Origin of the sequence: Streptomyces cathayae (genome assembly GCF_029760955.1) — a bacterium.
In the GTDB taxonomy this organism is placed as follows: domain Bacteria; phylum Actinomycetota; class Actinomycetes; order Streptomycetales; family Streptomycetaceae; genus Streptomyces; species Streptomyces cathayae.
The window spans coordinates 5,209,336-5,222,460 of the sequence record NZ_CP121682.1 but is presented as its reverse complement, the minus strand read 5'-3'; the positions used below and the strand labels follow the sequence as shown (position 1 = coordinate 5,222,460).

At 72.9% G+C, this 13,125-nt stretch carries 11 protein-coding genes; 4 read left to right on the top strand and 7 right to left on the bottom strand.

Annotated elements, in window-relative coordinates; translation table 11 throughout:
* Nucleotide 1: 1 nt before the first annotated feature.
* Nucleotides 2-2,743, top strand: a complete 2,742-nt coding sequence (locus tag PYS65_RS23865) for an FtsX-like permease family protein (protein ID WP_279335985.1) — start codon at nucleotides 2-4, stop codon at nucleotides 2,741-2,743.
* A 63-nt stretch (nucleotides 2,744-2,806) separates the two neighbouring features.
* The gene (locus tag PYS65_RS23860) at nucleotides 2,807-3,814 is read left to right on the top strand and encodes an ABC transporter ATP-binding protein (protein WP_279335984.1); all 1,008 of its coding nucleotides are present in this window, start codon (nucleotides 2,807-2,809) and stop codon (nucleotides 3,812-3,814) included.
* A 43-nt stretch (nucleotides 3,815-3,857) separates the two neighbouring features.
* On the opposite strand, the gene PYS65_RS23855 is transcribed toward PYS65_RS23860, so the two are convergent.
* The 3 genes from PYS65_RS23855 to ettA are packed head-to-tail and all read right to left on the bottom strand — an operon-like array spanning nucleotide 3,858 to nucleotide 6,656.
* On the bottom strand, nucleotides 3,858-4,544 hold the full coding sequence (locus PYS65_RS23855; protein WP_279335983.1) for a DUF8010 domain-containing protein: 687 nt from the start codon (nucleotides 4,542-4,544) through the stop codon (nucleotides 3,858-3,860).
* Nucleotides 4,541-4,987 (bottom strand): acyl-CoA thioesterase, encoded by a 447-nt coding sequence (locus PYS65_RS23850; RefSeq protein WP_279335982.1) that lies wholly within the window; start codon nucleotides 4,985-4,987, stop codon nucleotides 4,541-4,543. The genes PYS65_RS23855 and PYS65_RS23850 overlap by 4 nt, the downstream gene beginning before the upstream one ends.
* Nucleotides 4,988-4,991: 4 nt before the next feature.
* On the bottom strand, nucleotides 4,992-6,656 hold the full coding sequence (gene ettA, locus PYS65_RS23845; RefSeq protein ID WP_279335981.1) for an energy-dependent translational throttle protein EttA: 1,665 nt from the start codon (nucleotides 6,654-6,656) through the stop codon (nucleotides 4,992-4,994).
* 388 nt (nucleotides 6,657-7,044) lie between these two features.
* Here ettA and PYS65_RS23840 point away from each other — a divergent pair, with 388 nt between their 5' ends.
* Nucleotides 7,045-7,449 carry a hypothetical protein gene (locus tag PYS65_RS23840; RefSeq protein WP_279335979.1) on the top strand — a complete coding sequence of 135 codons (405 nt, stop codon included), beginning with the start codon at nucleotides 7,045-7,047 and terminating at the stop codon, nucleotides 7,447-7,449.
* Nucleotides 7,450-7,767: 318 nt separating this feature from the next.
* Entirely contained in the window at nucleotides 7,768-7,968 is a 201-nt protein-coding gene (locus PYS65_RS23835; RefSeq protein ID WP_279335978.1) for a hypothetical protein, read from the top strand.
* A gap of 178 nt (nucleotides 7,969-8,146) precedes the next feature.
* Here PYS65_RS23835 and PYS65_RS23830 read toward each other — a convergent pair whose 3' ends face one another.
* The 4 genes from PYS65_RS23830 to PYS65_RS23815 form a co-directional block, all read right to left on the bottom strand.
* Nucleotides 8,147-8,557 carry a hypothetical protein gene (locus PYS65_RS23830; protein WP_279335977.1) on the bottom strand — a complete coding sequence of 137 codons (411 nt, stop codon included), beginning with the start codon at nucleotides 8,555-8,557 and terminating at the stop codon, nucleotides 8,147-8,149.
* Nucleotides 8,558-8,669: 112 nt separating this feature from the next.
* Nucleotides 8,670-10,094, bottom strand: a complete 1,425-nt coding sequence (locus PYS65_RS23825; RefSeq protein ID WP_387038754.1) for a TQXA domain-containing protein — start codon at nucleotides 10,092-10,094, stop codon at nucleotides 8,670-8,672.
* 299 nt (nucleotides 10,095-10,393) lie between these two features.
* Nucleotides 10,394-10,921 carry a single-stranded DNA-binding protein gene (locus PYS65_RS23820; protein ID WP_279335975.1) on the bottom strand — a complete coding sequence of 176 codons (528 nt, stop codon included), beginning with the start codon at nucleotides 10,919-10,921 and terminating at the stop codon, nucleotides 10,394-10,396.
* A 224-nt stretch (nucleotides 10,922-11,145) separates the two neighbouring features.
* Nucleotides 11,146-13,122: a YfjP family GTPase gene (locus PYS65_RS23815; RefSeq protein WP_279335974.1), complete on the bottom strand. Its 1,977-nt coding sequence runs from the start codon at nucleotides 13,120-13,122 to the stop codon at nucleotides 11,146-11,148.
* Between the last annotated feature and the right edge of the window lie 3 nt (nucleotides 13,123-13,125).

Below are 13,125 nucleotides of genomic sequence, written 5' to 3'. Positions count from 1 at the left end.
GGTGACCGTCCGGTCCCCGAGGCCGTGCGTGGCCGCCCCCTGGGTACGCACCCGCCTGCGGGCCGCGCCCGGGGCCGCGCTCGCGCTGGCGCTGCTGGTGGCCGTGACCGCGTTCCTGGCCGCCGTGCTGCCGCGCGCGGTCGACCGGTACGGCGACGCGGGCCTGCACCGGGCCCTCGAGACGGCCGGACCGGACAGCACCGGCGTGCAGCTGGCGGCTTCCTTGCCCGACCCGGGCCTGTCCCGGGAGGAGCAGGAGGCGGCCGTGCGCGGGGACGTGCTCCGCGCCCACCGGTCCGAGCTGCTCGCCCTGGCCGGACGGTCCCTGCCCCTCGACCCGCACCGGTCCTCCTCCGGTGTGCGCACCTCCGAGGCCCAGAAGATGTCCGAACCCTGGCTGCCCCGGCCGGACGGGCTGCCCGCGCAGCTCCACCTCCTCGCGCAGGACGGGCTCGCCGACCACTCCCGGCTGCGCGCGGGCCGGCTGCCGAAGGTCCCGGACACCGTGACCGCGGCGACCACCCGGATCGAGGGCGCCGTCACCACCGACACGGCAGGGGACCTGAACATCGAGGTGGGCTCCGTCCTGACGTTCCCCGGTGTGGCGCGCGCTCCCCTCGAAGTACGGATCACCGGCATCGTCGCACCGCTCGACCCCGAGGGCGCGTACTGGTCGACCGACCCCCTGATGCGCACCCCGGGCCTGACGATCCTCCCCGGCGACCCCGACGTCCGGCAGTACTGGATGGGTGCGCTGCTGCTGCCGCCGGACGCGGCCCCCGCCCTGCTGAGCACGGCCGGGAAGCCCGTGCGGTACTGGGGGCTCGCCCCGTCCGTCCCCGACCTGCACGGCTACGACATGCCCCGGCTGACGTCCGCCGTCGCGGCCGTGGAGTCCGGTCCGGTCCTCCAGCGGATGCGGGAGGCCACCGCACTCGACCTCAGGGCGCACAGCGAACTGGACGACGTGCTCACCGGCCACGCCGGGCTGCGCGCCGCCATCGGCCCGCTGGTCTCCGTCGCCGCCTTCGGCACCGGCACGGTCGCCGCCGTCGTCCTGCTCATGGCGGGCGGCCTCGCCGCCGACCGGCGCGGCGGCGAACTCACCCTGCTGCGCGCCCGCGGCGGCTCCCTGCCCGGCGTCACCGGCCGGCTGCTGGCGGAGACCGCGGTGGTCGCCGTGCCCGCGGCCGCCCTCGGACTGGCCGCGGCCTGGCTCACGGTCCGCGAGGCCCGGCCGGCGTACTCCGTGGCCGCCGCCGGCGCCGTCGCGCTCCTCGCCTGCCTGGCCCTGCCCCTGCGGGCCCTCGTCGCGCACCGCGCCGTCCGCGCGCACACCGGGCGCCGGGACGTCGCCGCGGCCCGCCCCGCACCGCGCCGCACGGTCGCCGAACTCACCCTGCTCGCCCTGGCGGTGGGCGCGGTCGTGGCGCTGCGCACCCGCGGCACGTCGGGCGGGCCGGACGCCTCCGGGGACCACCTGGTGTCCCTGGCCCCGGTTCTGGTGGGCGTGATCGCCGCGCTGGTGCTGGTACGGCTGTACCCGCTGCCCCTGCGCGGGCTGGCCCGCCCGGCGGCACGGCTGCGGGGTGTGGTCGGCCCGCTGGCCCTGGCCCGCGCGGGCCGTGCCGCCGGTTCCGCGGTACTGCCCCTGCTGGCCCTGCTCACCGCGCTGACCACGGCCGCCTTCGGTGGTTCCGTGATCGGCGGCGTGGCCGACGCCCGGGACCGGGCGGCCCTGCTCACGGTCGGCGCCGACGCCCGCGTGAACGCGCTCCACGTCCTGCCCGCCGGCCTTCCCGACCGGGTCCGCCGGGCACCCGGCGTCCGGGAGGTCACCGCCGTCAGCGTCGCCGACCACGCCCGGTCCCCCGAGGACACGGTCCCGGTGGCCGGCGTCGACCCGGCCGGCTACGCGGCCCTCACCCGGCACACCGGCATCGGCGCCTTCGACCGGAACGTCCTGGCACCGGGCGGGTCGGACACCCTGCCCGCCGTGGCCTCCCCCGGGGTCGCCGACCGCCACGGCACCCGGCCCTTCGCGGTGCGCATGGAGGACGGCAGCTCGATCACCGTGCGGATCGTACGGGTGCGGGAGCGGACCCCGGCCGTCGTCGGCGAAAAGTTCCTGGTGGTGGACCGGTCCGCGCTCTCGGACCGCGCCGCCCGCCCGACCGCGCTGCTGGTGACCGGCGACCGGGTGGACGGGGCCGCGCTGCGCCGGGCGGCGGACGGTGGCGGGACGTCGGTCCGGGTGCGCGCCGAGGAACGCGCCGGATACGTCGACTCGCCCCTCCAGTCCGGCGCCGAACGCGTCTACACCGCGGCGGTGGCGGCGGGCGCCGGGTACGCCGTGCTCGCCCTGCTGCTGACCCTGGTGCGGGCCGCCCCCGAACGGGCCGCGCTCCTGGCCCGCCTGCGCACCATGGGCCTCACCCGCGCCCAGGGCCGCCGCCTGCTCGTCCTGGAGTCCCTGCCGCAGGCCCTGCTCGCGGCGGCCGGCGGCACCCTCACGGCGTGGGCGACGATCCGGCTGCTCGCCCCCGGCATCGACCTGACGGCCGTCGCCCTCCCGGCGACCAGGTCCCCGGCGGGCCGGGCCACCCTGCTCACCGACCCGGTGTCGCTGCTGGTGCCCGCTCTGGCGGTGGTCGTGCTCACCGTCGGGATCGCGGCGGTACAGGCCTGGTGGACGGGCCGCCGGGACGCGGTGCGCGAACTGCGGGCGGGTGACGCCCGTTGACCGTACGGACCCGCTCCCGCCGAACCCGGCCCCTGCCGGTCCCCTTCCAGGAGGTGCTGCACGATGCCCCCGACGACCCCGACGCCGACGGATCCCACGGGTCCCACGGATCCCACGCTGGCCGAGCTCGCCCACCGGGTCGCCGCCGACCGCGAGCGTCCCGCCTTCGGCCATGACGCGCTCATCACCTGCGACCGTCTGGTCCGGGTCTTCACCGCGGACGGCGTGGAGGTGCAGGCCCTGCAGGGCCTCGACCTCCTGGTGCGCGAGGGCGAGCTGATGGCTCTCGTGGGCGCGTCCGGCAGCGGCAAGTCGACCCTGATGAACATCCTGGCCGGTCTGGACACCCCCACCGCCGGCGCGGCCCGGGTCGCGGGCCGCGACCTGCTCGCGATGACCGCGAAGGACCGTCTCGCCTACCGCCGCGAGGTCGTCGGCTTCGTCTGGCAGCAGACCTCCCGCAACCTGCTGCCGTATCTGACCTCGGCGCAGAACGTCGCCCTGCCGATGCGTCTGCGCGCCGCCGCCCGGGGGCGCTCCGCCCGTCGGGCCCGCGCCGAACGCGTCCTGGAACTGCTGGAGTTGCTGGAGGTCGCCGACTGCCGCGACCGGCACCCGCACCAGATGTCCGGCGGCCAGCAGCAGCGCGTCGCCATCGCCGTGGCCCTCGCCAACGATCCGTCGGTGCTGCTCGCCGACGAGCCGACCGGCGAACTGGACTCGCACACCGCGGAACAGATCTTCGCCGCGTTCCGCACCGCGAACGAGCGGCTCGGCACGACCATCGTGATCGTCACCCACGACCAGGCGGTGGCCGGCGAGGTCCGCCGCACGGTCGCCATCCGCGACGGCCGCACCTCCACCGAGGTCCTGCGCCGCAGCGAGGTCGACGCCGCCACCGGTCACGAGACCGTCGTCGCCCGCGAGTACGCCATGCTCGACCGGGCCGGCCGCCTCCAGCTCCCCGCCGACTACACCCGGACCCTGGGCATGCGCGACCGCGTCGCCCTGGAACTGGAACCGGACCACATAGCCGTCCGCCCCGACGACAGTGAGCGCACCGAGGCCTGAAGAGAGGACTGAAGCCTGAAGAGGGCGGCGGGCGGGGGCTGCCTCAGCGCACGCTGAGACCGAGCGCCCCGAGCCCTGCGCGCCGCAGGGCGACGGACCCGTACGGCGTCCGCAGCCGGAGCCAGGCACCGGAGGCGAGCAGCACGGGCTCGCCGTCCGTGTCGACGGGTCCGAGGGGCCGGAGGAAGCCCAGTGACTGGGCCGCGTGCACGGCCCGCACCGGGAGGTCGCTCCGGCCGACCGTGCGGGACCAGATCTCCCGCCCGATCCGGTCGAGTTCGGCCCGGGTGCGCGACTCGGCGGTCAGCGCCTCGGTCCGCGTCCGGAACTCGGTGACCGCGGCGGCGACCAGCGCGCGCAGGGCGTCCGGTGCGGGCAGCCCCGGTTCGGCCCGCCAGCCCCCGCGCGGGGGCAGCACACCGGCCCACGGCGGCCCGGTCACCGCGGCCGGCACCGCGGCGGTGCCGGCCGTCTCGTCCACCGATTCCAGCAGCTCACCGGCGGACACGGTCACGTCCAGGGTGACCTCGAGACCGTCCTCGTACGGCTTGGCCAGCCGCACGGAGCGGATCGCCAGCACCTCGAAGGAGGGAGGGCGGCCGAACACGGCCAGTGCGGTGCCCGACGCCTGAAGGCGCACGGCGGCCGCACGGTCGTAGTGGAGCAGCCGGGAGAGGAAGGCCGCGAGATCCGCGGCCTCCCTCCCGTCGGCGAGGTGGAGCACCGTCATGCCGCGACGGCCTCCTCCTGATCGGCGTCGGCGTCCCCGTCGCCCTCACCGCCCCCGCCGTCCGTGTACTCCAGGAGGAACTCCTTCTCCTCCGCGGTGATACGGCGCGGACGCTGGGCCTCGAAGTCGAACGGCACGATCACCGTGGAGGCCCGGACGTAGATCTGGTCGCCGTCCTTCACCTCGTAGGTGAGGGTGAAGGACGCCGCCCGGATCTCCGTGACCCACAGCTCGATGTCCACGGGCGTGTGCCGGTGGACGAGCTGCCGCTTGTAGTCGATCTCGTGGCGCGCCACCACGGACCCCTGCTGGAAGTCCTTCTCCGGGCGGAACAGGAAGTCGATACGCGCTTCCTCCAGGTAGCGGAGGAACACCACGTTGTTGACGTGGCCGTACGCGTCCATGTCCGCCCAGCGCAGCGGGCAGCGGTAGATGTGCCGCAAGAGATCAGCCCCGGGTCAGCTTCTTGTAGGTGGCGCGGTGCGGACGCGTGGCGTCCGGTCCGAGCCGCTCGACCTTGTTCTTCTCGTACGACTCGAAGTTGCCCTCGAACCAGAACCACTTGGACTCGCCCTCGTAGGCGAGGATGTGCGTGGCGACACGGTCCAGGAACCACCGATCGTGGGAGATGACCACGGCGCACCCGGGGAACTCCAGCAGCGCGTTCTCCAGGCTGCTGAGGGTCTCGACGTCGAGGTCGTTGGTCGGCTCGTCGAGGAGCAGCAGGTTGCCGCCCTGCTTGAGGGTGAGCGCGAGGTTCAGCCGGTTGCGCTCACCGCCGGAGAGGACACCGGCGGGCTTCTGCTGGTCCGGCCCCTTGAACCCGAAGGCGGAGACGTACGCCCGCGAGGGCATCTCGACCTGGCCCACGTTGATGTAGTCCAGCTCGTCCGACACGACCGCCCAGAGCGTCTTCTTGGGGTCGATGTTGGCGCGGTTCTGGTCCACGTAGGAGATCTTGACGGTGTCGCCGACCTTGATCGACCCGGAGTCGGGCTCCTCGAGGCCCTGGAGCATCTTGAACAGCGTGGTCTTGCCGGCGCCGTTCGGGCCGATGATGCCGACGATGCCGTTGCGCGGCAGCGTGAAGCTGAGGTCGTCGATCAGCAGCTTTTCGTCGAAGCCCTTGCTGAGGTTGTTCACCTCGACGACGATGCTGCCCAGCCGCGGGCCCGGCGGGATCTGGATCTCCTCGAAGTCCAGCTTCCGCATCTTGTCGGCCTCGGCGGCCATCTCCTCGTACCGGGCCAGGCGGGCCTTGGACTTGGCCTGACGTCCCTTGGCGTTGGAGCGGACCCACTCGAGCTCGTCCTTGAGGCGCTTCTGCCGCTTGGCGTCCTTGGCACCCTCGACCTTGAGGCGGGCGGCCTTGGACTCGAGGTACTTGGAGTAGTTGCCCTCGTAGCCGTGCAGCCGGCCGCGGTCGACCTCGCAGATCCAGCCGGCGACGTTGTCCAGGAAGTACCGGTCGTGGGTGACGGCCACGACGGTGCCCTCGTACTTGGCGAGGTGCTGCTCCAGCCAGTTCACCGACTCGGCGTCGAGGTGGTTGGTGGGCTCGTCGAGGAGCAGCAGGTCGGGCGCCTCGAGCAGCAGCTTGCAGAGCGCGACGCGGCGCTTCTCACCACCGGAGAGGTTGGCCACGGACCAGTCGCCGGGCGGGCAGCCCAGGGCGTCCATGGCCTGCTCCAGCTGGGCGTCGAGGTCCCAGGCGCCTGCGTGGTCGAGCTGCTCCTGCAGCTTGCCCATCTCGTCCATGAGCTCGTCGGTGTACTCGGTCGCCATCTGCTCGGCGATCTCGTTGAACCGGTCGAGCTTGCCCTTGACCTCGGCGACACCCTCCTGGACGTTCTCCAGGACGGTCTTCTCCTCGTTCAGCGGGGGCTCCTGCAGCAGGATGCCCACGGTGTAACCGGGGGTGAGGAAGGCTTCGCCGTTGGACGGCTGCTCCAGCCCCGCCATGATCTTCAGAACGGTCGACTTACCGGCACCGTTCGGACCGACGACACCGATCTTCGCCCCGGGGTAGAAGCTCAGGGTGACGTCGTCGAGGATCACCTTGTCGCCGTGCGCCTTACGCGCCTTGCGCATGGTGTAAATGAACTCAGCCAAGAGAAACCGTCCGGCAGCTTGAAATCAGGCAGTGGGCAGATACACCCCATCTTGCCCGACCGCCACCCCCAGGGGGAAACCCATCTGACCAGGGGGCGCTGACCTGTGGTTTCGCTGGTGGCACCTGAGGCTCATCCGTCACTGTCGGTCGCCGTCGGTCGCCGTCGGTCGTCTTCGACGGCCTCGGACGACTCAGCGGGCGATCACCACGACCGCCGCTGGTCGATCAGCGCGGAAGCGGCCTGACCGGTGGCTGTACTGTGCCGCTGGGACAGAGGGACGCTGTCAGGGGCCAGGGGGTCGCGTGAACACAGGTATGACTGGTCCGCTCGGACCGAGCGTCTTGCCCCAAGGCCTCCTCCGCCGGGTCGCACGTCACCTCGGCGCCATGCATCTGAGTGGCACGATCCTGCTGTTCACCTACGTGATCCCTCCGGCCTGGGCTCTCGATGCCTACGGCGCAGCACCAGCCGACGACCCTTCGGCAGACATCCCCCCGATCGTGATCTTCGCCGGGTTGCTGTTCTACTGCGTGGGCTTCCACGTGCTCGTGCAAATCCCCTCCGGGCTCCTGGGTACAAGGCTGGGACCCCACCACGGTGGCTTGGTCACCTACGCTTCGACCCTGGCGATCGCGGGAGTCCTCACCGCCCTGGCCTTGTCGGTGGTCCTGCGGAGGGAGGATGCCGGTGAGCTCATGCAGTTGTGGGCCGACTTCATGGTGCGTGGCTCGCTCGGACTGGCGGGCTACGTGTGGATCACCCAGCGGTCGCGGGAGATCACCAAGACGTGAGGCCGGTGGAGCCTCATGGGCGTGGCAAGCGCCGGCAACCGTGCTCAGTGGCCGGGCTACTGATCATCGGTCCGGCTGACCGGCAGAACCGGAGAAGCCCATGGCTCTGACCGGTTCAGACGCCGTGGGCTTCTGTCGTTGCCGGCCGACGTCGGCCGGCCTCGCACGCCCCAGAGACGGCCCGGCACCGGTCCTGATCGAAAACCAGCGGACCGGGGATGGCCTCTCGGCTGCGACAAGCCGTTGGTGACCGTGAAGCAGAGTGTTTGCACGGCAGCGGGGAAGGGGTGGGAGCGGGAGGGAGGACAGGAGGCAACCGTGATCGTCCTCGCGATCTTTCTCCTCATCATCGGAACGCTCTTGGTCCTGATGGGAGCACTCCTGATCCTCATCGGGACGTTCCTGATCGCCGTCGGGATGGCCTTGCTCCTCATAGGGGCGGCTCTGATCGCCGTGGGCACGTTCCTGCTGATCCGGAAGCTTCTCGGCCGCGGTCGAACGCGATCTCACTCCTGGTGAATTCGCGGGCAGCCCCTCAGCACAACCACGACTGCCCCTGGGCGACCGTCGCCTGCGGCCGTCTTGTCGACCAACGTCCTGCTTCTCCGGCGTGGCTGCGGCCCACCGCACGCAGAGGTGCCGGACGTGGCTGCCGGTGGTCATGGCTGTCCGCCCTCACTGATGTCACCGTCGGCTGTCAGCGGAACAACCCCGGAACCGGGCAGACCTCCCACGGCCCGTCCGGATGAAGTGGTGCACCAGGCCCCATGCCCGATCGGCACTCGGCACCCAGGACAAAGTCGCCGGCGAACGCGGCGAGGTCGTCCATGATCGGGACTTCGACCTTGGTCCCCGAGGGCACGGTGCCGTCTCCCACGAGCAGAGACATCCGCTCAGCGTCGCTCATCAGATGGACGACCGCGTGATCATCTCGAAAAGCCAGGATCAGCACCGGGAACTCCCTGTGCGGCGACCGAACCTCGACGTACCCCTGACCACGGGAACGCAGGCTGTTGAAGCGATCTGACAGATCCTTCACCTCTGAACGTCTCTCAACCGGGTGGAACCGCGCCGATTCCGGTGACGTCGCCGCCCACACCACGCTCATCCCGCCCCCTCCCGCGCACCACAACACCTGCCGGCACCGGGTGGCGCACTCTGGCAGACCGCGTCCCGGTGGCGATGCCCACCGCGGTCCGGGCGATCTCCACCGTGTCGGTTCAGCTCTCCCGGGCTGTCTCGCGCTGGCGGGTGATGACCAGGGCCGTGCCGCCGAGGACGACCAGGGTGATGGCGGTGCCGACGATCCAGGGGGTGAGGCTGGAGGCGCCGGTCGCGGCGAGGTTGACGTCGGCGGCCGTGCCGCCGAGGGGGGTGGGGGTGGGCCCGCTGAGGGTCTGGACGTCCACGCCGGTCTCGGCGGCCCGGGTCCGGCAGTCGAGCATGCCGGTGAACCGCTTCTCGAAGCCGTCCGAGCCGAGGACCGTGAAGTCGTACGCCCGGTCCTCGGCCAGCGGGACCGTCACCGTGTGGGACTCACCCGGCTCGACGGTGTACTCGCGCTCCGCGAGCTCGAGGGTGAAGGGCTCGTCGTCCTGGTTGAGGGCGGTGACGTCGACGCCGCCCTCGGCGCAGTTCGTCCGGGCGGACACGGCCGGTATCGCGCCCCGCTCCGCCCAGGTCGCGCTCGCCGTCGCGGAGACCGTCGAGGTGCTGGAGCCGGCCAGGATCTGGGTCTGGCTGCGGCTGTCGGAGGCGAAGGCCCGGCCGACCGGCACGGTGGTCGAGGCCTGCACGGTCAGCTCGACCGTGTCCGCCGGCGTGTCCTCGGGTATCTCGAAGAACACCTCGCCGCCGTCCGCCACCGTGGTGACGGGCTCGCCGTCCCGGTCGACGATCCGCACCCCGCTCGTGGCGGCGTCCGCCGGCGGTGACACCGTCACGCTGTCCGCGCCCGTGCGCACCGTCACCGGGCCGAGCAGTTCACCCGGACGGCCGGAGACGGCCGGCGGCTCCAGGGTCAGCGACGCCCTCGGCTCCCGCTGGCTTCGGGCGCTCTTCTCCAGGTAGTCCGCGAGCTGCTCCGCCTGGGGGTTCACGGCCTCCACGTCCACGTCGTCGGAGTAGCGCCAGATCGCCACCTGCGTACCGGCCGCCGCGTCCTGCTCGGTGAGCTGGCCCCGGACGCCCGCCCGGTCGGCGAGCGCCGCGAGGTCGTTCACCTGGGGGTAGGAGTTGCGCAGGATCCAGCTGATCCGGCCCGCGTCCTCGTCGGCGCCCAGCGAGGTGCCGCTCCACGCGGTCTCGTAGTACTTCGCGTCCGTCTGCGTGGGGGTGTGGATGTCGACGCCGTACGTCTGCAGCATGCCGCCGCCCTCGACGAACATCTCGAACAGCCCTGCCGACACCTGCTGGTCCCCGGCGGCACCGCGGATCACGGCCTCGCCGTACGTCTTCAGGCCCTCTCCCGTGGCGGCCGCCCCTCCCTCACCGCGCACCGTGCCGGAAGTACCGGAAGCGGCAGCAGCCGTCCCGGCGCCGGCCAGCACACCGGTGGCGACGAGTCCGGACACCAGCGTCCCTGCGGCGAGACGGGTCACCGTCGCACGCCGGGGCGCGGACAACACAGGGCGCGCAGAGAACACAGACAACGCAGCAAACACCGATTTCCCCTCCGAGCGGGACCCGTCAGACGTGGGGGGACGGGCCCCACCAGCAGAATCACCGGCCCCGAGAGCCCCGGGAGCCATGCCCGGCATCCTAAGTACGCCCTCGGAGCGCACCTGCCGATGATCAGCTCGGAGGCATGATCCGACTCGCAATCGTTATCGCCGAGGCGGGGACGAACAGGACTTGTCGACAAATCATCCCGGGGCCGTTTCCCGCCCAATCGCCGATAAGCCGCACTTCGGTCAGCCCCGTCACCGGAGCCCGACCGCTGACATCACGTCACCATGGCCGGTTCCGGTACACGTTGGGTGACGACGGTCCCGGACCCGTCGGCCGTACCCGCCACTTCGGCCGTCCCGGCGCCCTCGCCGGAGGCGGCCGTGCCGCCCGCTCCCGTCTCCCAGGCCGGCTCCGGCCGGTCCGGGGAGGCCTGCTGCTCCGGCCGGCCCGAACGCCGGAACGCCGACGTGCCCCGGGCCAGGTCGTGGCCGATCGCCACCGCCTCGATGTCCGCCGAGGTCCGGCCCTGCTGCCCCTCACGGGTCTCCGTACGCACCTTCAGCCGCCCCCGCACCAGCACGGGTTCGCCCACCGACAGCGAGGCCATGCTGTTGGTGGCGAGCTGCCGGTTGGCCCACACCGTGAAGAAGTTGGTGTGCCCGTCCACCCAGCTCTCCTTCTCCCGGTTCCAGTACCGCGAGGTGACCGCCAGCCGGAACCTCGCCACCGGCCCGGAGGCCGTCTCCCGGTACACCGGCCGCGTCGCCACATTGCCCACCGCGCAGATCGTCGTCTCGTTCATCGCGCCTGCCTCCCCCGTCCGGACGCCGGCACCGGCGCCGGGCGGATACGCGTACGGGCCCGTCCCGTACGGATGCGAGTCAGACTGCACCCTCCGGGCCGGGCCCGCTGAGGCCTGTGGACCACCACCGCACTGTGGAGAACTCCGCCACCCGAACGAGTCACGGCGCGGGTACCGGCAGAGGTACCGGTACCGGTACCTCTGCCGGTACCCGCGCCGCTGCCTCAGTTCACCCCGGCACCCGCCCCCACCACCCGACCGTACTGTTCCCGTACCTCCCGGTACCGCAGCAGCTCCGCCGCCACCGGGTCCAGGACGCGAGCCCGTCCGCACCCCGCGGCCGCCTCCCGCAACCGTCTCTCCGCCTCCTGCCCGTGCCGCCGGGCCGGACCGCGGGCGGCCATCCGGCAGCTCCACTCGATGAGCGGCCCGCCGACGATGCCGATCACCATCAGCAGCACCGGCACCCCCAGGTTCGGCGACATGAACCCGATGATCTGGCCCAGCAGCCACAGTCCGCCGACGAACTGCAGGATCGTCATGGACGCCTGGGCGAGCACGGCCACCGGCCACCACCCGGGCCGCGGCGGCCGCCCCGGCGGCAGGCTCGCGCGCACGGCGAGGGCGTCCAGCGTCTCGGGCAGCCCCTGGGAGCCCCGTACGGCGGCCTCGCGCACCGCCTGCGCCCAGGGCGCGGGCAGGCCCTGGGAGGCACGGTCGGACACCGTGCGCACCGCCTGCTCCACCCGCTGCCGGGCCGTGACCTCCTGGTCGGGCTGCGTCCGCTGCGGGAACTTCCCGGTGGGCGGCCCGCCCCGGTCCTGGCACCAGCGCCACAGCCGCAGCCACGGGGTGCCGCACGCCCGGTTGGCGTTGCGCAGCCACGCGCGTTCGGCCGCCTCGCCCGCCGCGCCGGCGCCCACGGCGTCCGCGAGCCGGTCCGAGAACTCCTCCCGCGCCTCCTCGCTCAGCCCGGCCCACCGGCGGTGGGCGTAGACGGGCCGCAGCCGGGCGGCGGCGACGTCGACGTCCGCGCCGATACGGCGGCCCGCGGCGCCGCGTTCGGCCACGAACCGGCCCAGCGCCTCCCGCAGCTCGTCGACCCCGTCGCCGGTGAGCGCGGACAGCGCGAGCACCGTCGTGCCGGGTTCTCCGTACTCGCCCAGGGCGATGCCGTCCTCGTCGAGCAGGCGCCGCAGATCGTCCAGGACCTGCTCGGCGGCCTCCCCGGGGAGCCGGTCGATCTGGTTGAGGACGACGAACATGACCTCCGCGTGGGCGGCCATGGGCCGCAGATAGCGCTCGTGCAGCATCGCGTCGGCGTACTTCTCGGGGTCGACGACCCAGATGACCGCGTCGACCATGGCCAGGACCCGGTCCACCTGTTCGCGGTGCTGCACGGCCGCCGAGTCGTGGTCCGGCAGATCGACGAGGACGAGTCCGCGCAGCCGGTCGTCCGCGTCCGCCATCGCCTGCAGCGGACGGCGGCGCAACCGGGGCGGGATGCCGAGCCGTTCGATGAGGCTCGCGGCACCGTCGCTCCAACTGCACGCGATGGGTGCGGCGGTGGTCGGCCGCCGTACGCCGGTCTCCGAGATGGCGACCCCGGCCAGCGTGTTGAACAGCTGTGACTTGCCGCTGCCGGTCGCGCCCGCGATGGCGACCACGGTGTGCTGTCCGGAGAGCCGGCGTCGCACGGTGGCCTCGTCGAGGACCCGGCCCGCCCCGGCCAGCGTCCGGCTGTCGAGCCGGGCCCGGGACAGCCCCACCAGCTCGTGCAACGCGTCCAGCCGCGAGAGCAGCGGCGGGTCGTACACCAGGGGGGTCACGGTCTGCGGTGCGGGCTTACGGGCCTCCAGCACGGCGGACCGCTCGGTCCCGGCGGCCCCGGTCCCGGCGGCCCTGCTCCCCCGCCGCGCGATCAGCCCGTCGTCCCAGGGAGCCTGCGAGGCCGGCCCCTTCGAGGGCCTCCCGTCGCCCTCCCTGTCGCCCGTGTCGTCCCCGTACCCGTCGTACCCCTCGCGCCCCTCGTGCCCCTCGCGCCCCTCGCGCCCCTCGTGCCCCTCGTGCCCCTCGTGCCCGTCGTCCCGGTACGCGTACCCGCCCTTCGCGTCCTGGGCCTCGGGGGATCCGCCCTCCGCGTCCGGGCGGTCGGAACGCTCAGGGTGCTCGGTGCGGTCCTGGTCAGTGACGGCGGTCACCGC

Bases quoted from the DNA above. Each gene is read 5' to 3' on its own strand.
- PYS65_RS23860 (WP_279335984.1), top strand. From the start codon at position 2,807: ATGCCCCCGACGACCCCGACGCCGACGGATCCCACGGGTCCCACGGAT.
- PYS65_RS23855 (WP_279335983.1), bottom strand. From the start codon at position 4,544: ATGACGGTGCTCCACCTCGCCGACGGGAGGGAGGCCGCGGATCTCGCG.
- PYS65_RS23840 (WP_279335979.1), top strand. From the start codon at position 7,045: ATGCATCTGAGTGGCACGATCCTGCTGTTCACCTACGTGATCCCTCCG.
- PYS65_RS23830 (WP_279335977.1), bottom strand. From the start codon at position 8,557: ATGAGCGTGGTGTGGGCGGCGACGTCACCGGAATCGGCGCGGTTCCAC.
- PYS65_RS23820 (WP_279335975.1), bottom strand. From the start codon at position 10,921: ATGAACGAGACGACGATCTGCGCGGTGGGCAATGTGGCGACGCGGCCG.